Here is an 18,339-nt window from a genome sequence, read left to right on the forward strand (position 1 = left end):
TTCCTTCCCAACTGGGCGGGAAATATCCCTGTGTTTTCTAAAGAGAGAGTTTAATTTGACGACATTAAAACCCCTATTAGCCAAAAACCGCAGTTGGGCTACGTTGCGTCGCCAACGCCATCCCCACTATTTCAGAAAGCACACGCAGGGCCAGACGCCCCACTCGCTCTGGATCGGCTGTTCAGACAGTCGTGTTCCTGCCGAAGTGCTGACGGGGTCTGCTCCCGGCGAGCTTTTTGTTCACCGCAACATCGCGAATATGGTGGTGGCAGACGACGATAACTTCATGAGCGTGCTGCAATATGCCCTCGAATACCTGCATGTTTCCCGCATCGTGCTCTGCGGCCACTATGGCTGTGGCGGTGTTCAGGCAGCGGTGAACCTACCCGAAATGGGCCTCGCTCAGGAGGATTCCGCCCTTTCCCGCCGCATCACGGATCTGCGTCAGGCGCTTTCGCCGCATATTGCCGCCTCGCAAGATAGCGATGCCGATGAAAGCACGCGCCAGAATCAACTGGTGGAAGCCAACGTGCTGGCACAGTTCGCCCACCTGATCGCCTGTGAACCAGTGCAAAAAGCCTGGCGCAATGGCGTCGAGCTTGATGTTTTCGGCTGTGTCTACGACCTGCATAGCGGTCATCTGAAAGAACTCATCCACCGTCACGCCCAGAAACAGGAGGCATCCCCATGAATCTGAGCACACTCCGACATGATATCCCCGCGGGGCTCGTCGTCTTCCTTGTTGCCCTGCCGCTGAGCCTCGGTATCGCGCAGGCCAGTGGTCTTCCTCCTTTTGTCGGTCTGCTGACCGGCGTCGTCGGCGGTATCGTCGTCACCCTGTTCAGTCCATCTCGCTACGCCGTCAGCGGCCCTGCCGCCGGTCTGGTTACTATCGTCTCCGGCTCTATCGCCAGCCTGGGATCGTTTTCGGCATTGCTATTGGCGATTATGCTCGCAGGCGTGCTGCAATGCATTATGGGCCTGCTGCGCGCCGGGCGTTTCATTACGCTCATCCCCGGCACCGTGATTAAAGGTATGCTGTCTGCTATCGGCATCCTGCTGATTATGCAGCAAATCCCGCTCGCCTTCGGCTCGGACGGTGAGGACAATCTGAAATCGCTCTTCGACGCCTCCGAACCTGGATTCTCCGCCAGCGCGCTGACCGTCTGTCTGGTCGGGCTGGCGATTCTTTGGCTCTGGACCACCAAGCCCGTGCAGAAAATCAGCGCCTTTAGCTGGCTTCCCGGTCCGCTGGTCGCCGTACTCTTTGGCGGACTCTTTACCGTCTACGGCGAGCGCCTGTCCTCCGAAATGGTCGATAACCTACCGCGTATTGTCCTGCCGGAATTTGGCAGTCTGGAACAGCTGATGGGGGAGATGACGCGCCCTGACTGGCAGGCTTGGAAGAACCCGGCGGTTTATGTCGTCGCGGTAACGCTGGCGCTGGTGGCTAGCCTGGAAACGCTGTTAAGTCAGGAAGCGCTGAAGAAAATTCGTCCGCAGCACCCTGCGCCTTCGCCGGATAAAGAGATGCGTGCGCAAGGCATCGGGAACATGCTCAGTGGTTTTCTGGGCGGATTGCCAATCACTGCAGTGATCGTGCGCAGCTCCGTCAACGTCAACGCCGGCGCGCGTACCAAATTTTCCATCCTGCTGCACGGCGTGCTGCTACTGCTTTGTGGCCTGTTTATGACCGATTTGCTCAACGTCATCCCGCTTGCCAGTCTGGCCGCCGTGTTGCTGTATACCGGCTATAAGCTGGCTTCTCCGCAACAGTTCCTGCTGCTGTGGCGTCAGGGTTTACAGCAGTTTGTGCCTTTCGCCGCGACCGTTGTCGGGATCATCGTGTTTGGGATGCTGGCAGGCATCGGGATTGGCATCGTGACCCAGTTGGCCTTCAGCATTTACAAAAGCCACCGCAACGCGATGCAGCTCACACGCTACGGCGATCACTTTGTCCTGAGCTTTCAGCAGAACCTGACGTTTGTGCACAACCCGCGCCTGCAAGGCTTGCTCAACAAGATCCCCGCCAACAGCGTCGTGATTGTCGAACACGACAACGCCGACTACATCGACCCCGATGTCCGCACGATGCTGGAAGATTTCCGCGAGAACGCGCAAGAACGCGGCATCAAACTCAGCCAGTGGCCGGTTTGACGCAGTAACCGCAGTGAATGACAGCAGCGCCCTCGGCGGGGGGCGTTGCCTATTTAGCCCTTGCCAAGCACCGCTGCCGACGCTCGTCGACACGATTGGCAAACCACGCCGTGGTGAGTTTACGGGTGATTTTCGGGCTTTCCAGTGTGATTCCCGGCAGGATGACGCGCGGCGCCTTCGTGCCCGATTTATCCGCCAGCGCAAAGACGCGCTCATACAGGCTGGTGTCTTCAAAATCGAGGCTATTGCCCTTCTCCAGCGCACGACGAATGCTGCTGTCGCTCATGTCCAACCGTTTCCCCAACGCGCGAACTGCCAGCTCCGTAGCGCTGGCTTTATCCGAACCGTAGTTGATTAAATCACCGTCCAGCGCCAGCTTGATCCCCGTCAGACGGCTAACGGCACGCTGGAACGCCGCATTTCGGCTGGCATACCATCCTGCGTTAAAATCCGCGAATCGGTATATCGACTGCGGATAATTCGCCGGATAGCCCAGCAGGTGCTTGATGCCAAAGTACATCCCACCACGACGGCTAAACACCTCCTGACGAATCGTGCCGTTCACGGTGTACGGATAGCCCTTCGCGTTAGCTTCCGCAAACGCGATGCTCACCTGCATCGGCCCACCGGTATGCACCGGATTCAGCCGACCGAACAACGTCTGCCCCATCGGCACCATGTCGATGAAATCATCAAAGATCGCGCTAAGCTCTTTTTCTGTGCGTACCTTATCCAGCCGCTCGCTGTAGCTTTTTCCGTTAGGGGATTTGATAAGCAGTGCGGTACGCACCAGAAACGCAGGAACATGAACCTGCTCCGCACGGCGGTCTATTTCCTGCCAGGCGATTTTCGACAAATTCGGTACCTGCGGATCGGCATTAAACGTCGATTCCTGCTCGGTTACGGCCAGTACCGAACACAGATTTTCATGACTGGGATCGAGTCCCTGCGTGGTGAATGCCGTGGCGATATCGGTCGCCCAGCCTTGGCGATCTTTCACGTTGTCCGGTAACAGCTTGAGTAGCTGAGCACGAACATCCGCAGGCCGCGATTCCGGTGTCGTCGCAGTCTTGCTGGCACAGCCCGCAAGCACCAGCAGAGCCAAGGCGCACAGGGGACGAAACAAGGGAATAGAAGAACAGGACATAGTCTCTCGCATCATGATAGGAAAGCTGTCAGAACGTTAGCGCAGCCCGCGCCAATTATCCAGCCGGAGGCAAGCACATGCATTTTACGGGCTGACCTGGCATAGTTAGCGCTATCACTAACCGAATGCGCTAACGAACGGACGACACACGCATGGCTGCCACCAACCATTGGACGCGAGATCAGCTACTGATCGCCTTCACCCTGTACAGTCAGCTACCGTTTGGCAGGCTACATTCGCGTAACCCCGATATCATTCACTATGCTGGGTTGATTAACCGCACGCCTTCCGCATTGGCGATGAAGCTGGTTAATTTGGCTAGCCTCGATCCGTTTATTATCGATTCCGGTCGTACTGGCTTGCGTGGCGCGTCCAACGCTGACCGCGCGCTGTGGCAGGAGATGGACAGCAACCCCGAGTTATTTGAACAACAGTGCCAACAAGCGATGGTATCGCTCGAAGCAGGAGCGGCGGAAGCGACAACAGTGCCACCACCGTACCAAGCCAACGACAGCGAAATCCCTGATTATCACGGCGGCGAGCGCCTTACACAGGTAAAAACGCGCATCGGTCAGCAGCTGTTCCGCAAACGCGTGCTCAGCAACTACGGCGAACGCTGCTGCGTGACAGGATTGGAAGAGCCGGCTCTGCTGGTCGCCAGCCATATTCAACCGTGGAAAACGGCACCAGAATATCGCCTCGATCCCAGCAACGGCCTCTGCCTGTCCAACCTGCACGACAAAGCCTTTGATATGGGGCTCATCAGCTTCAACGACTCGCTGGAAATGCTGCTTTCGCCACGCATCAAAAAGCTGAAAAGCGCTATCAGCGACGTCAATTTCGCCCAGTACGAAGGCAAACAAATCCACGTGCCAGACACCTACCCGCCCAACCTGTCACAGATGGCATACCATCGTGAGCATATTTTTTTAGGGCGGGGGTAAAGCGACAAATCACCTATACAAAAACAGGGCGATATAGGGGCTGTCGCGCGAGATGACGTGTGGATGTTCGTCCAACAGCGTCCGTAAACGTGCCTGCTGTTGTGTATTCGGCAGCATGCCCGAACGGTTGAACCGCTGTACCCAATACGCAACGCTAGCCTGCGTTAGTGCCGAATTCTCTGGCTCAGCGTTATCCAGCAGGAAAATCAGCCAATCCCATTTATTCAGCTTGTGCGCTAGAAAGTAATACACCTCAGCGTGTTCTCTGGAAGACGCGCTGTCCAGACAACGTTGAAGCTCAAACAGCGACAGATAAATTTTCTGCTGGTAAAACAGCTTCCGTGCAACCTTCGCAATAGCCAGCGAGGGGTGACGTAGAGAGACCAACAGCTGCTCACGCGCATCGTCACCCGTACGCAGAATGAGAATGCGCAACGCACTGTAGTAAAGGCTGGGATAGCGTTCGTCTAGATTGCGTTCCGCCAATGCCACAATACCGTCGTAGCGATGTTCATCCAGCCCCCAGAGCGTGATTTTGCGCACTGTGACGGTACTTGCCCGATCCAGCGCCGCAAGGTAATACACAACCGGATCGTCGTTTCGTTCGCGCAGTAGCGCTGAGGCACGTTGACGCACCAATGCATTCTTATCAAACAGTAAGGCAATCAGTTGAGGATCAGACACGGGGAACGCATTGTCTATCACATACTGCAACGCTACCTGCTTGATGGGTGCGAACGAGTCTTTCAACAGAATGGTCATCACTTCATGATCGACGTCCTTGTCCGCACTCAGCAAATACCGCGCCGCGTTCGCTCTGACTAACGGATCGCGATGCAACATCGCCTGACCAAAGATCTGCTTCAACGGGAACCGCTCACGCAGAGCCAGAATATCCAGTGATAATCGGGCGACAGTTTTATCTTCCGAGCATAACCCCGCGAATAGCGACAGCGCGTGCGGCTCCTCAACCAGAAAGCTCACAATCTCATCCACCAGCGGCTGATGATCTTCCCGCTGACACTGCAACAGCCAGAAAATGGCAGGCAAATTGGCGACAAAAGACGCGGTATTGTTCGGCGTTAACAGTAGCCGCACGCTCTGCTTAGCCGCGCGGCGTACCGGTTCAGCCCAATCGTTTACTCGTTCAATCAGCGCCGGTAATGCCGAGACCTCATCCATGAAGCCCAGACACAGCACCGCACGCTGCCGAATATGCCCGTTATAGTGACGTGTGAGCGTTATCAGGTGTGACGCTGAACCCAGAGCATCAGCCTGCGCGGGCCGATAATAGTTATCTGGTGAGGCCACCAACTTTTCCAGCTGTTGCAGGAGTAAATTGTACGATGCCATATTCCCAGCCCTCTTCTTATCCTTTCACACACACCACCTGACGCAGCGTATGCACAATTTCCACCAGCGATGACTGCGCTGCCATCACCTTATCGATATCTTTGTACGCCATCGGAATTTCATCGATAACGTCACTGTCTTTTCTGCACTCGACGTGTGCGGTCGCGCGGATCTGATCTTCCACGGTGAAGCGTTTTTTCGCGGCGGTACGGCTCATGGTTCTCCCCGCGCCGTGGCTACAGGAACAGAAACTCTCTTCGTTTCCCAATCCGCGCACGATAAAGCTCTTCGCGCCCATCGACCCCGGAATAATCCCCATCTGCCCTTTCTGCGCCGACACAGCCCCTTTACGGGTAATCAGCACCGATTCACCAAAGTGCGTTTCACGCTGCACATAGTTATGGTGGCAGTTCACGCCTTCCTGCTGGGTGGTAAACGGCTTCGTCACAATTCGGGACAGCGCCGCCAGCGTATGCGACATCATCACTTCACGGTTATGACGGGCAAAATCCTGCGCCCATTCCACCGCTTCAATGTAATCGTCAAAGTGCAGGCTTCCTTCCTCGAAATACGCCAGGTTACGGTCCGGCAAGTTCGCAATGTGCTGCTGCATATCCTCCTGCGCCAGCTTGATGAACAGCGACCCAATCGCATTCCCTACACCACGCGACCCGCTATGCAACATCACCCACACGCGATCCACTTCATCCAGACAGATTTCAATAAAGTGGTTACCCGTTCCTAATGTTCCCAGATGCTGATAATTGTTGGTTTTCAGCAACTGCGGATATTTATCCGTCAAACGTTTAAAACGCGGTTCCAGCAGCGACCAGTGCGCATCCACCGTTTGTGGCGGGGTATGCCAGGAACCGACATCGCGTTTGGAACGCGTTACGCTACGTCCGTGCGGTACCGCCTGTTCAATCGCGCTACGCAGCCCCATCAGGTTATCCGGCAGGTCGCTGGCAACCAGTGACGTACGCACCGCAATCATCCCGCAGCCGATATCCACGCCGACCGCCGCCGGGATAATCGCGCCACGCGTGGGGATCACGCTACCAATCGTCGATCCTTTTCCCAGATGCACATCCGGCATCACCGCCAGATGTTTAAAAATGAACGGCATTTTGGCCGTATTCAGCAGTTGGTCGCGGGCCTCCGGCTCCACAGGTACACCCTGTGTCCACATTTTTACCGGTGCGCTATTCACTGGCGACATCATGTCGTAATCCTGCGTTTTCATTTCTTCCATTTTTCATTCTCTTTGTTTGTATTGTTCACCTGAGATATAGCGAAAGACGTGCCAATTTTCTGAAAACAACAAAATAAAAATATAATTAATTGATAATTAACAAATAAAAAACTCACCACCTAAACTAGTAACGGGATAAAAGAATAGGTAAATTTATCCCATAGGATAATAATTTATACAAAGGTATCGTATGAAGCGTCGCGTCGTTATTGGTGTGTTGGGTACCACGCTGGACAAACGGGGTAAACGAGAAAATCGCTGGACGAAATGGCGACCCACCGTCGGCCTGTGCCAGCAGCCTGATTTTCCAGTCGATCGACTGGAACTGCTGCACCAGTCACGCAACGAAGGAATGGCACAACAGGTGGCGGAGGATATCGCCGTGGTGTCACCCGCCACACGGGTCACGCTTCAGGCCGTTGAGTTGCGCGACCCGTGGAATCTGGAAGAGGTTTACAGCGCCTTTCTGGACTTTGCGAGCCGCTATCCGTTCGATACCGAAAACGAAGAGTATTTCGTTCACATCACCACCGGCACCCACGTCGTACAGATTTGCTGGTTCCTGCTGACCGAAGCCCGCTACCTGCCCGCCAAGCTGCTGCAAACCGCACCGGGAGAGAAAGCGGATCGTCCGGCACCGCAGGGGATCTACTCCGTCATAGATCTGGATCTCAGCCGCTACGCGACCCTCACCAGCCGCTTCCAACATGAGCAGGAGCGCTCCGTCTCATTCCTGAAATCAGGTATCGAAACGCGCAACAGCACGTTCAACGCACTGATCGACCAGATTGAACGCGTCGCACTGCGTTCCACCGCACCGATGCTCTTAACCGGCCCGACCGGTGCGGGGAAATCCTTTCTGGCACAGCGTATCTACCAGCTACGCCAGTCGCGGCATCTGGTTAGCGGCCGGTTTGTTGCGGTTAACTGTGCCACGCTGCGCGGCGACAATGCGATGTCGACACTGTTCGGCCACGTAAAAGGCGCGTTTACCGGTGCGTTGCAGGCGAGAACCGGACTGTTACGTGAAGCGGATGGCGGGATGCTATTTCTGGATGAGATTGCCGAACTCGGGCTAGATGAACAAGCCATGCTGCTCAAGGCGATTGAAGAAAAACGCTTTTTACCGTTTGGCTCGGATAAAGAGGTGAGCAGCGATTTTCAACTGATTGCTGGCACGCACCGTAACCTGCGCGAGTGGATCGCACAGGGCAAATTCCGTGAAGATCTCTATGCCCGTATCAACATGTGGACCTTCCCTTTGCCGGGGCTGGCGGAACGTCGGGAAGATATCGAACCGAACATTGAGTATGAACTCCAGCGCTTCACACGCGATCACCAAACACAGATCCGCTTCGATAAAGACGCGCGACAGCGCTACCTCGCCTTTGCCAGCTCGCCGCAGGCAGCATGGCGCGGCAACTTCCGCGAACTCGGTTCCTCCATTGCCCGCATGGCGACACTGGCGGAACAAGGGCGCATCACCGTGGCACTGGTAGAGGAAGAAATCACGCGCCTGCGGGCCAGTTGGCAGAGCGATGCCCCGACAACCGCGCTGCCGCCCGAACTCGCCAACATCGACCTCTTCGAACAGCGTCAGCTTGAAACCGTGCTCGACGTCTGTCGCACCGCCAATTCGCTCTCCGAAGCCGGCCGACGACTGTTCGCCGTCTCACGCCAGCAAAAACAAAAGCCTAACGATGCTGACCGACTACGGAAGTATCTGGCACGTTTTGGGCTGAGCTGGGAGGGGTTGAAGCGGGTATAAATTTATCATAAATTTATACCTTAACACGTAGGCTACGATATCATTACTCTGTTATCCTCGGGTAATAGCAAGATGGAAGTGCTCGCTATACCACATGGCAGGGGTCTATTTTTCATAGCCAAAATCAATATAAGATATTGTTATAATTAAGGTATTTAACATGAAGACCACAATGTCTCAGAAGTCGGCCCGTGAAGGCCTTGGCAACCCTGAACTGTTTCAGGGGGGCGTTTATGTAACGAAAAACGGCTCCGCAGAACTCTTCGTGCAAACAGCGGCGGAACGGGAAGCAGAGCTGCTGGAGAGAGAAAGAGAAAGACAATCTAACGCACTTTTAAAGCTGGTGATGACGGCCAAGAAAGAAATTAAAAACGGTCAGGGAATGTCCGCAGAGGAAGCCCTACAAAAATTACGTGAAGCGCGAACGTAAAACAAGGAGTCAATTTGGCCAGTTCGTACACCATTAAAGTCGCGCCCGCGGCTGTCTGGTCTTTGCAGGATGCTGAGTCTTATAAATCTCACTATATTGGCATTGAACAAGCTGCTACGTGGTCTGAATCCCTGTTCTTAACATCCATACAGGCCATTTCTAAAGATCCTGCCCGCTACAGACACAACGCAATATTATCCGATAAGGGAATCGCACTACGTGAACGTCTCTCGATAGAAGATGATTTTCGCTGTTTATATGATGTTGATGAAGAGCATCGCGTCATAGAGATCCTGCTCTTTGTCAGCATGAAACAGGACCTTGAGAAAATGCTTTATCGCTATCATGTGTTGAACTGATTGGTTCCATAAGATACCGCTCCACTTTTCCGCACTCACAGGCAGCTAGTCGCCTCATTTTAGGGGAAACACAGGGGGAGGGATGCCTCACCCCTGTGGTCGCCCCGTGTATCGCGGTTTGCCAGCGACAAGCCTTTCAGCAATTTCTGCGAACACCATTCCAAAACCCGCTGTAATTCCACTGTAAATCCATCCACCCTATTTCACGTTTTTCATCGTTGGAATACAGTCTCTGTGCTGCGGCAACATCCGCAACCGGGCTTGGAACCCCGAACCTCTCAAGACTGAAAAACGCTTTGTTTTTTCAGGGGCTGCGTGCACACTCTTTACGGTGACGCAGGCAGGGCAACCGCAAGGTTGACCGGTCTTCTTGAGAGCCGGGGTTCCAATCCTGTCTGTGTCACCACCCGAATTTGGAACCTTGTGTGGTGGCGGACTTAATTATCTCAAGGAAAAAATGACCATGACGGACAATCACGCCACACCCGCTGACAGCACCATTACTATTTTCCGCGACCTGATCGCCAGCCTGCCTTTCGCGCAGTTAGATGACGTTCAGCTCTGCGACCTCGGCGCGATTGCCGCCGAATCTGTTGAAGGACTGTGCCACGGCCTGCACTACCTCGGCGACACGCTGCAAAATGACGTTGAACTGCCACAGGAAAGCCTCAGCCAGCTCGGCGCTTGCCTCAACGCCACCGCACACCTGATACCGGCACTGCTGGAAATGTGCGAACAGGCCGAACGCCACGTACGAACAGCAACGCTGGTGGGTGATTCACGTCTCACTACGCAGTAAAAACAATACGTTATGACATTTAGGGTTATGATTTTTTACCCTACTCCAGCCCTCCCCTGCACAAGGGGAGGAAATAGCAGAATCGCTCTGACTGCCAGTGCCCCGGCTCTCTTCACACATCATCTTCAGATCCGCTAAAGCTAGAAATAAGAAAAAATTAATCAGTGATACAACCTGTATTTTTTCTGAAGTTAGCCGACTATTCTGACATCAGTTAGCGAGGTCGTAGTCAGCGAGATGAGATAGACTAACGCTTCATATTTCGACGACATCCACCTTGCAGCGTAGGCAAACTCACATGGTTAAACGCACAGTGTCCGCCAATAAATCGATCGATATGTACGCCGTCTATGTTTTTGTGACGATGGCGGAAGCAGGAAGCATGACGGCAGCCGCCGCGCGGCTAGGTCTGACACCTTCTGCCATTTCGCAAACGATCCGGTTATTGGAAGAAGATTTTGGTGTCAAATTGGTAAACCGGGCTCGTCGCCCCTTTGTCCTGACGCCCTACGGCATTGCGTTGAAAAACCGGGGAGAAATCCTGACGGAGGAGATTGCGAACCTGAAGGCACAGGTGCTGGAAGCAGGAAAAGGGATTAAGCCCGACTTGCGTATCGGCCTGGTGGATTCGTTTGCTATAACCTGCGGTTCGGTGTTTACCAAGAGTTTGATGAAGAGTTCATCGCAGTTGCTGATTCGTACCGGGCTCAGCCCGCAGCAGGGTGAAGCGTTAATGCGACGCGAGCTGGATTTAATCGTCACCAGCGACCCGTTGATCGACAGCGATAGCGTGGTGCGTCATCAGCTGTTTTCCGAAGGCTATTTCATTATCACGCCGCCGGATTACCGCAAACGCATCAAAACGGTTGAGGACATCCGCGAGCTTTCCACCGCGCTGCCGCTGGTGCGCTTTAATCGGAACTCACAGATTGGGATGCAGATTGAGCGTTACCTGCGCCGCATTGATGTTCGCGTACCGAACATGCTCGAATTTGATAACGCGGATACCTTAACGTCGATGGTGGCGGCTGGTATCGGTTGGGCGGTAACCACTCCGCTTAGTTTCCTGCAATCCGTTGCGCACTCCAGAGAAGTGCTGACACATATGCCGGAACAGCTGAATATTAAGCGCTCGCTGTATATTGTCGGGCACCGTGATGAATACAGCGCGTTCTTTGAAGAAGCTTGTGATGTCACACATGACATTATTAAAACCGTATTTATTCCGAAATTGAAAACGCTGAACCGCGGAATAGAAAAGTTGGTTGAGATCAACCCGGATAATACGGAATAACCTATTCATGATTGGGAGATAGCAAATGGAGGAACATATCCACCACTAGCCATTTAACGATGCTAATTCAATGTTCGTCTCCCCGAGAACGCTTTTTAGTCATGATTTTATACAAATCGTGATGGGTTCGTGTTACCTGAAATTCAAAAAACAGGAAAGATAAACCCTAAAAAATCATAGTCTTAATATTGAAAACGATGCTATGTACATCGAACAAGAAAAAAGGAAGAAGATCCATGTCAACGAATATCCGTATTGAAGAAGACCTGTTAGGTACCCGTGAAGTCCCTGCCGATGCCTATTATGGTATCCATACGCTGCGTGCGATTGAGAACTTTTATATCAGCAATAGCACCATCAGCGATATTCCAGAATTTGTCCGCGCTATGGTAATGGTAAAAAAAGCGGCCGCGCTGGCGAATAAAGAACTGCAAACCATCCCACGTAAAATTGCCGACACTATTCTGCAAGCCTGTGATGAAGTGCTGAATAACGGTAAATGCCTGGACCAATTCCCTGTCGATGTCTATCAGGGCGGCGCGGGTACGTCAGTCAACATGAACACCAACGAAGTGCTGGCGAATATCGGTCTGGAACTGATGGGTCACCAGAAAGGTGAATACCAATACCTGAACCCGAACGACCACCTGAACAAATGCCAGTCCACCAACGATGCCTACCCGACTGGCTTCCGTATCGCAGTGTACACTTCCATCCTGAAACTGGTCGAAGCGATTACCCAGTTGAGCGATGGCTTTGAGCGCAAAGCGAAAGAGTTCGAAAACATCCTGAAAATGGGCCGTACCCAGTTGCAGGACGCCGTGCCGATGACCCTCGGTCAGGAATTCCACGCGTTTAACGTGCTGCTGAAAGAAGAAAACCGTAACCTGCTGCGCACCGCCGAGTTGCTGCTGGAAGTGAACCTTGGCGCAACTGCCATCGGTACGCGCCTGAACACGCCGGATGAGTACCAAAAGCTGGCCGTTCAACATCTGGCAAAAGTCAGCGGCCTGCCTTGCGTACCGGCTGAAGACCTGATCGAAGCGACCTCCGACTGTGGCGCTTACGTGATGATGCACAGCGCCCTGAAACGCGTTGCGGTTAAAATGTCGAAGATCTGTAACGACCTGCGCCTGCTGTCTTCCGGCCCGCGCACTGGCCTGAACGAAATCAACCTGCCGGAACTGCAGGCAGGCTCGTCCATCATGCCAGCCAAAGTTAACCCGGTCGTACCGGAAGTGGTCAATCAGGTGTGCTTCAAAGTCATCGGCAACGATACCTGTGTCACCATGGCGGCAGAAGCCGGTCAGCTGCAGTTGAACGTGATGGAACCGGTTATCGGGCAAGCGATGTTCGAATCCATCCAGATTCTGTCTAATGCCTGCTACAACCTTCTGGAAAAATGCGTCGACGGCATCACGGCCAACAAAGAAGTGTGTGAAGCTTACGTCTTCAACTCTATCGGTATCGTGACCTACCTGAACCCGTTCATCGGCCACCACAACGGCGATATCGTTGGGAAAATCTGTGCCGAAACTGGTAAGAGCGTGCGTGAGGTAGTACTGGAGCGCGGCCTGCTGACCGAAGAACAGCTGGACGACATTTTCTCCATCCAGAACCTGATGCACCCGGCCTACAAAGCCAAACGCTATACCGACGAAAACGAAGCCGTTTAATTTTCGTTTTCTGCCACGCTTTTCGCTAGTTGTCACACAGGCCCGAGGGAAACGTCGGGCCTTTTCTTTGCTTATTATTCACAGTATGGCGATATTATTTTTCCCGCCTAAATGCTGGCGTCACAGATATACTGTGACTGATTCCCTGCAGCCCCTCGCCCCTAAAATAAATTTCCAATTCAATCCCTTATATTATTTGAATAATTGGGAATTTAGACCAAAACTAAATCATCACAAAAAATAATACGGAACACATCACCTGCAATATGCAGTTTGTTTACCTGACGTTAGACGCTTTTTCCTCATTATGTGAAAATGGACAAGCCTTGTGCTGCTTTTGGCGGGCTTATTTTTATCAATTTGACGGTATTTGGGTAAAAGGATGATTTCACCTGTCATGCCTCGAATAACACACAGCAAAATCCGGCTTCTGACTTATTTTCCCATCGCGCTGCTGCTGTTGCAGTGCTGGTCGTCCACGGCATTTGGGCAAACCATCTCGTTTAATCAGGCCTGGGCCCGCCTGTTGCAGAGCGATGACAGCATTGCCGCTGAACACGCAGGAGTCGATCGCGCGCAGTTCCTGAAAGAATCCGCCAAAGGGCTCTATTGGCCGCAGGTCAACGTAGGCGCAAGCTATACACGCCTCGACAAACCAGTCGAACTGGACGCACGCGACTTAAACCCGCTATCGAATCACCGGGACATCTTCGCCGCGCTCAATCAGTTGATTAATATCAGCAGCAATCCCTTCGTCACCCGCTTCACAGAACAAAATGTGGTAACCAGCTCCGTTCAGGTCGTCTGGCCGTTATTCACCGGAGGCCGGATTGATGCGGCTCAGTCGATTCGTGCCGCGCAGGTCAATGAGGCTGAGCAAATGCTAATCATCCGCATGCTGGCGCAGTTTGAGGCGCTGGCACAGACTTACTACGGCGTGGTGATGGCGCATCAGGTGATGAAAACGCGTCAGGATATAGAGAAAGGCATGGCGCAGCACTATGACCACGCGCGCAAGCTGGAAGCACAAGGCCAAATCGCCCGAGTCGAGGTGCTGTCCGCCCAATCCGCTTATGACATGGCGCGTATCGAAACGCAAAAGGCGCGGCGCAGTATGGAGACCACCGAAATGGTCTTCGCAAAGCTCATCAAAACAGAAGGTGCCACCCCCTCCTCGTCGCTGTTCGTCAATAAAACGCTTCCCGAACTGCCTGCGTTGGTGAAGCAAACACTCAACACGCACCCCGGCTTAAAGGTGCTCTCTGCCAAGCGCGATCAGGCCAAGGATCTCATCCGTATAGAGCGCGCCAAATACGCTCCTGACGTATTTCTTTTCGGCAACTATCAACTCTATGAGCAGGACACGCTGGCCGCCCGAACTACGCCGGATTGGATGGTGGGTGTCGGTGTTTCCGTCCCGCTCATCAGCCGTGAAGGCCGCTCCGACAACATCGCCGCCGCGAAAAGCGCAGAAATGCAGGTTAACCATCTGGAAGCCGATATGCGGCAAAACCTTGAGATAATGGTCGAAAGTACGTGGCGAGAAGCCCGACTGGCGCTGGAAGAGTTCAATTCTCTATCTTCGACAGAAAAACTGGCCGAAGAGAACGTCCAGCTACGTAATAAGGCGTTTATGCAGGGCATGTCTACCTCACTGGACGTCGTGGATGCGCTAAACCAGCTGGCCGGAGCCAAAACACAGCGTGCCTCTGCGGCCTATCGTTACGTGGTGTCCATCGCCAGATTGATGGCGATTTCCGGCCAGATAACCCGCTTTTCTGACTACCAGACCCAATACGCCATACAGGTGACGCCATGACACAGCCCCAGTTCCCTTCACGTTCAACACGCAAATGGCTCCTTCAGGCCGTTCTGCTGATTGTGGTTGTCTGGATAGCCTATCGCTTCTGGCTTGCCTATCAGCCCGAACCGATACGGTTGCAGGGGCAAGTCGAAGCACAGCAGTATTCGGTGTCATCAAAAGTAGCGGGGCGTATCGCAGAGGTGCAGGTACAAAAAGGCCAGCAGCTTGACGTCGGCGATCTCGTATTCACGCTCCTGACGCCGGAACTGGATGCGAAGCTGGAACAGGCAAAAGCAGGTGAAGCCGCAGCAGGTGCGGTGGCATTGGAAGCCAAAAAAGGCGCACGTGAGCAGCAGATCGCCGCCGCCAAAGATCAGTGGCAAAAAGCCAAAGCCGGTTCCGAACTCAGTCATAAGACCTATCTGCGCGTACAAAATCTCTATCAGGAAGGCGTGCTGCCGCTGCAAAAACGGGATGAAGCTAAAGCCTCGTGGGATGCCGCACGCTATACCGAAGGAATGGCATGGCAGGAATATCAAATGGCGCAGGAAGGCACGCGGAAAGAAACTCAGGCAGCGGCAGAGGAAAAAGTCCGCATGGCCGCCGGCTCGGTCGCCGAGGTGGAAGCCTATCTGGCAGAGGCGCGCGTCGTCAGCCCGCATACAGGAGAAGTCAGCAATGTGTTACTGCGCAGCGGCGAAATTGCGCCACAGGGCTTTCCTGTAGTCACGCTGCTGGACATGAGCGACATCTGGATCCAACTGGCGGTGCGCGAGGATCTCCTTGAGCGCTTTGCGATGGGCACCGAGTTTGAGGCGCGTATCCCTGCGCTGAACAACCAGACATTCCGGTTTAAGGTGTCTTACGTTTCCGTCATGGGCGACTTCGCCACGTGGCGCGCAACGGATACCCGACAAGGATTCGATATGCGAACGTTCGAAGTGGAGGCGCGTCCGATTCAACCGATTAGTGGGCTGCGTGTCGGCATGAGCGCGCTGGTAGAAATGTGATGATGCGCGAAGGGAGGGCGCTGTGGCGCGACCGCTGGGGGATAGCTTTAGCGCTCTGGCTGCCGCTTGTCGCCATGCTGATTACCTGGTGGACGCTATCCGGGGCCATTGTGCGCGAGCTCCCCATCGGCCTGATCGATCTGGATAACAGCACGATGTCGCGCCAGTTTGCCAGAGAGCTGCATGCTTCGCCGTCTTTCAACCTGAACCACCAGTTCCCGACCGTGGCAGAAGGCTCAGCGTCGTTACGCGGCGGTGAGATCTACGCGTTGGTGGTCATCCCACGCCACTTTGCGCGTGATATCCGGCAAGGAACATCACCGACCATCACCGCCTGGAATAACGGGCAGTTTGTGCTGATTGCAAAGGTCATCAACAGCTCGCTGGCGTTGGTAGCGGGAACATTCAATGGGCAGATCGCCGTGGTGCAGGCGCTGGCTCAAGGCGCGGCCGTTCCAGAAGCCAAAGGGCTAGCGGTGCCGATTGGTGGACAGATTACCGCGCTGTTTAACCAAAATTCCAACTACGCCCAGTTCTTACTGAACGCGATTATTCCCTCGATCTGGTCGATCCTGCTCGCGCTATATGGCCTGAATACGCTGGCTCGGGAGGATCGGCACGGAGCGCACTGGATGCCGGAGAACCGCGCGGCCATCGGTGCTAAATTCCTGACGCACTGGCTGATCGGCTGGGCGTGGGGCGGCCTATGGAGCTACGGGCTGTATAGCCTGCTTGATTATCCGCTTAACGGCTCAGCGCTGTTGCTCTTTGTCTCAATCGGCGTGACCGCCGGCGCCTGCGTGGCACTGGGCATGGCTTTCTATGCGCTGATTCGCGATCCGGCACGTGCCGTTTCCATTGTCGGTGCGTTAATGGCTCCCGGACTGGCATTTATGGGCATCACCTTTCCGGCGGCAGCGATGGAGACATTCGCCACATTCTGGCGGCAATTGCTGCCCGTCGCTCACTATGGCGATATCGCGATTGCCATCACCAGCTACGGTGCAGGAGTCGTTCAGATCGCGCCCGCATTGGCAGCACTCGCCCTATTCTGGCTGCTGCTACCGCTCACCCTCTGGCGCTATCGACCTCGTGACAAGGAGGTAGCATGCTGACCCTCGCCACCCTCATCCGGTTTGAGCTGCGCAGCTTACTGCGCGATCCGACAATCTTGCTCACTCTGTTCGGCGGGATTCTGCTCTATTCCTTTCTCTATCCGCGGCCTTACCTCGCCCAGACGCCGCGCGAACTGCCGGTGGTGCTGGTTGATGAAGATGGCACTCAGCTCTCACGCCGTCTGGCATTTATGGCCGATTCCACGCCAGAGGTACGGCTGGTGGCGCAACGCAACACGCTGGATGAAGCCAAGGCGCTGCTTCTGCACGGCGAAGCGAAAGGAATTCTCTACATTCCACGCCACTTCTATCGCGATATCATGCAGGGAAAAAGCGTCACGGTAAGTTATTCAGCAGATGCCAGCTACTTCCTGATCTACGGCGCAATCGCGCAATCTCTGGCGACAGTTGGCGGAACCGCGGGCGCACAGGTTAAAGTCGGACGGCTGCTGGCTCAGGGGGAAGGCATACCCGCCGCCAGCTCACAGTGGCAGGCAACCTCGCTGAATGCCGTGCCGGTATTTAACCCCACCATGGGCTACGTCGATTACGTGGTTCCCGGCGTTTTCATGTTGATCCTGCACCAGATTTTGCTGATGGGATGCGGCCTGCTCGGTGCCGGACAAAATCAGCGCTCGCAGTCTGGCGAGGTTCGCTACTGGCAATCTGCGACATCGTGGCGTTTGCTGCTGGCTCGCACGCTGGTCGTTGGCGGAGCCTATCTGCTCTCGCTACTCTACATGCTCGGTTTTTGTCTCGATGCCTACGGCATTGCACGCGAAGCCAGCATGAGCCAACTGCTGCTGTTTGCGCTGCCCTTTCTGCTCTCGACGCTATGGCTCGGTGTGGCGCTAGGGGCGGCCTTTACGCGCAAAGATCTCCCCAGTCAGGCTGTGCTGCTGTCTTCCATTCCGATTGTCTTTCTCTCCGGCTTTATCTGGCCCGTTGAAATGATTCCCGCGCCTCTGAACTGGCTCGCGCAATGGGTGCCCGCCGTCTTCACGATTCAGGGGATATTGCGTCTTAACCAGATGGGCGCTGACTTTGCCCAGATCGGCGCATTTTGGTGGCACTTGTGGATGCTGACCGCGCTGTACGGCCTGCTGGCGTGGGGAATGTTAGGGTATCGGCAGCGGCAATACCGACGGAAAAATCAGGCAGTGCGTCGATGCCTGGCACATTATTGAACATTAAAAATGAATGTCCCGACAGGTACGTCGGGACAAGAGGT

16 protein-coding genes are annotated in these 18,339 nt (G+C 54.3%); 13 read left to right on the forward strand and 3 right to left on the reverse strand.

What is annotated here, in order from left to right; all coding sequences use genetic code 11:
• Positions 1 to 22 precede the first annotated feature (22 nt).
• Both NXT09_RS09730 and NXT09_RS09735 read left to right on the forward strand, forming a co-directional pair.
• A complete protein-coding gene (locus tag NXT09_RS09730; RefSeq protein ID WP_072012979.1) occupies positions 23 to 691 on the forward strand; it encodes a carbonic anhydrase in 669 nt (222 codons plus the stop codon).
• The gene (locus tag NXT09_RS09735; RefSeq protein ID WP_268579551.1) at positions 688 to 2,157 is read left to right on the forward strand and encodes a SulP family inorganic anion transporter; all 1,470 of its coding nucleotides are present in this window, start codon (positions 688 to 690) and stop codon (positions 2,155 to 2,157) included. The genes NXT09_RS09730 and NXT09_RS09735 overlap by 4 nt, the downstream gene beginning before the upstream one ends.
• 49 nt (positions 2,158 to 2,206) lie before the next feature.
• Here the strand turns inward: NXT09_RS09735 and NXT09_RS09740 are convergent, their stop codons facing one another.
• Positions 2,207 to 3,304: a DUF1615 domain-containing protein gene (locus NXT09_RS09740; RefSeq protein ID WP_268579552.1), complete on the reverse strand. Its 1,098-nt coding sequence runs from the start codon at positions 3,302 to 3,304 to the stop codon at positions 2,207 to 2,209.
• A 152-nt stretch (positions 3,305 to 3,456) separates the two neighbouring features.
• On the opposite strand from NXT09_RS09740, the gene NXT09_RS09745 reads away from it, so the two are divergent.
• Positions 3,457 to 4,248 carry an HNH endonuclease gene (locus tag NXT09_RS09745; protein ID WP_205553935.1) on the forward strand — a complete coding sequence of 264 codons (792 nt, stop codon included), beginning with the start codon at positions 3,457 to 3,459 and terminating at the stop codon, positions 4,246 to 4,248.
• Positions 4,249 to 4,257: 9 nt separating this feature from the next.
• On the opposite strand, the gene NXT09_RS09750 is transcribed toward NXT09_RS09745, so the two are convergent.
• Positions 4,258 to 5,601: a HEAT repeat domain-containing protein gene (locus NXT09_RS09750; protein ID WP_268579553.1), complete on the reverse strand. Its 1,344-nt coding sequence runs from the start codon at positions 5,599 to 5,601 to the stop codon at positions 4,258 to 4,260.
• A 16-nt stretch (positions 5,602 to 5,617) separates the two neighbouring features.
• Entirely contained in the window at positions 5,618 to 6,853 is a 1,236-nt protein-coding gene (locus NXT09_RS09755) for an RtcB family protein (protein WP_164671250.1), read from the reverse strand.
• Between the two features lie 190 nt (positions 6,854 to 7,043).
• On the opposite strand from NXT09_RS09755, the gene rtcR reads away from it, so the two are divergent.
• The 10 genes from rtcR to NXT09_RS09805 all read left to right on the forward strand — a co-directional run bounded on the left by rtcR (position 7,044) and on the right by NXT09_RS09805 (position 18,295).
• A complete protein-coding gene (rtcR, locus tag NXT09_RS09760; RefSeq protein ID WP_268579554.1) occupies positions 7,044 to 8,621 on the forward strand; it encodes an RNA repair transcriptional activator RtcR in 1,578 nt (525 codons plus the stop codon).
• 160 nt (positions 8,622 to 8,781) lie between these two features.
• A complete protein-coding gene (locus NXT09_RS09765) occupies positions 8,782 to 9,051 on the forward strand; it encodes a hypothetical protein (protein ID WP_039462890.1) in 270 nt (89 codons plus the stop codon).
• 14 nt (positions 9,052 to 9,065) lie between these two features.
• Positions 9,066 to 9,410: a type II toxin-antitoxin system RelE/ParE family toxin gene (locus tag NXT09_RS09770; RefSeq protein ID WP_240584389.1), complete on the forward strand. Its 345-nt coding sequence runs from the start codon at positions 9,066 to 9,068 to the stop codon at positions 9,408 to 9,410.
• A gap of 463 nt (positions 9,411 to 9,873) precedes the next feature.
• A complete protein-coding gene (locus NXT09_RS09775; RefSeq protein ID WP_205553954.1) occupies positions 9,874 to 10,209 on the forward strand; it encodes a hypothetical protein in 336 nt (111 codons plus the stop codon).
• Positions 10,210 to 10,507: 298 nt separating this feature from the next.
• Positions 10,508 to 11,503: a LysR family transcriptional regulator gene (locus tag NXT09_RS09780; protein ID WP_205553962.1), complete on the forward strand. Its 996-nt coding sequence runs from the start codon at positions 10,508 to 10,510 to the stop codon at positions 11,501 to 11,503.
• A gap of 236 nt (positions 11,504 to 11,739) precedes the next feature.
• A complete protein-coding gene (aspA, locus tag NXT09_RS09785; RefSeq protein WP_010298348.1) occupies positions 11,740 to 13,179 on the forward strand; it encodes an aspartate ammonia-lyase in 1,440 nt (479 codons plus the stop codon).
• A 397-nt stretch (positions 13,180 to 13,576) separates the two neighbouring features.
• Entirely contained in the window at positions 13,577 to 14,998 is a 1,422-nt protein-coding gene (locus tag NXT09_RS09790; RefSeq protein WP_268579556.1) for a TolC family protein, read from the forward strand.
• Positions 14,995 to 15,993, forward strand: a complete 999-nt coding sequence (locus NXT09_RS09795) for an HlyD family secretion protein (protein ID WP_268579557.1) — start codon at positions 14,995 to 14,997, stop codon at positions 15,991 to 15,993. Before NXT09_RS09790 ends, NXT09_RS09795 begins: the two co-directional genes overlap by 4 nt.
• Positions 15,993 to 17,108, forward strand: a complete 1,116-nt coding sequence (locus NXT09_RS09800) for an ABC transporter permease (RefSeq protein ID WP_268579558.1) — start codon at positions 15,993 to 15,995, stop codon at positions 17,106 to 17,108. Before NXT09_RS09795 ends, NXT09_RS09800 begins: the two co-directional genes overlap by 1 nt.
• Positions 17,102 to 18,295 carry an ABC transporter permease gene (locus NXT09_RS09805; protein ID WP_268579559.1) on the forward strand — a complete coding sequence of 398 codons (1,194 nt, stop codon included), beginning with the start codon at positions 17,102 to 17,104 and terminating at the stop codon, positions 18,293 to 18,295. Before NXT09_RS09800 ends, NXT09_RS09805 begins: the two co-directional genes overlap by 7 nt.
• The last annotated feature ends 44 nt before the right edge of the window (positions 18,296 to 18,339 follow it).

It is taken from the genome of Pectobacterium jejuense (genome assembly GCF_026800125.1).
GTDB classification, from domain to species: Bacteria; Pseudomonadota; Gammaproteobacteria; order Enterobacterales; family Enterobacteriaceae; genus Pectobacterium; species Pectobacterium jejuense.

Bases quoted from the DNA above. Each gene is read 5' to 3' on its own strand.
- NXT09_RS09735 (WP_268579551.1), top strand. From the start codon at position 688: ATGAATCTGAGCACACTCCGACATGATATCCCCGCGGGGCTCGTCGTC.
- NXT09_RS09740 (WP_268579552.1), bottom strand. From the start codon at position 3,304: ATGTCCTGTTCTTCTATTCCCTTGTTTCGTCCCCTGTGCGCCTTGGCT.
- NXT09_RS09745 (WP_205553935.1), top strand. From the start codon at position 3,457: ATGGCTGCCACCAACCATTGGACGCGAGATCAGCTACTGATCGCCTTC.
- NXT09_RS09750 (WP_268579553.1), bottom strand. From the start codon at position 5,601: ATGGCATCGTACAATTTACTCCTGCAACAGCTGGAAAAGTTGGTGGCC.
- NXT09_RS09755 (WP_164671250.1), bottom strand. From the start codon at position 6,853: ATGGAAGAAATGAAAACGCAGGATTACGACATGATGTCGCCAGTGAAT.
- rtcR (WP_268579554.1), top strand. From the start codon at position 7,044: ATGAAGCGTCGCGTCGTTATTGGTGTGTTGGGTACCACGCTGGACAAA.
- NXT09_RS09765 (WP_039462890.1), top strand. From the start codon at position 8,782: ATGAAGACCACAATGTCTCAGAAGTCGGCCCGTGAAGGCCTTGGCAAC.
- NXT09_RS09775 (WP_205553954.1), top strand. From the start codon at position 9,874: ATGACGGACAATCACGCCACACCCGCTGACAGCACCATTACTATTTTC.
- NXT09_RS09780 (WP_205553962.1), top strand. From the start codon at position 10,508: ATGGTTAAACGCACAGTGTCCGCCAATAAATCGATCGATATGTACGCC.
- aspA (WP_010298348.1), top strand. From the start codon at position 11,740: ATGTCAACGAATATCCGTATTGAAGAAGACCTGTTAGGTACCCGTGAA.
- NXT09_RS09790 (WP_268579556.1), top strand. From the start codon at position 13,577: ATGCCTCGAATAACACACAGCAAAATCCGGCTTCTGACTTATTTTCCC.
- NXT09_RS09795 (WP_268579557.1), top strand. From the start codon at position 14,995: ATGACACAGCCCCAGTTCCCTTCACGTTCAACACGCAAATGGCTCCTT.
- NXT09_RS09800 (WP_268579558.1), top strand. From the start codon at position 15,993: ATGATGCGCGAAGGGAGGGCGCTGTGGCGCGACCGCTGGGGGATAGCT.
- NXT09_RS09805 (WP_268579559.1), top strand. From the start codon at position 17,102: ATGCTGACCCTCGCCACCCTCATCCGGTTTGAGCTGCGCAGCTTACTG.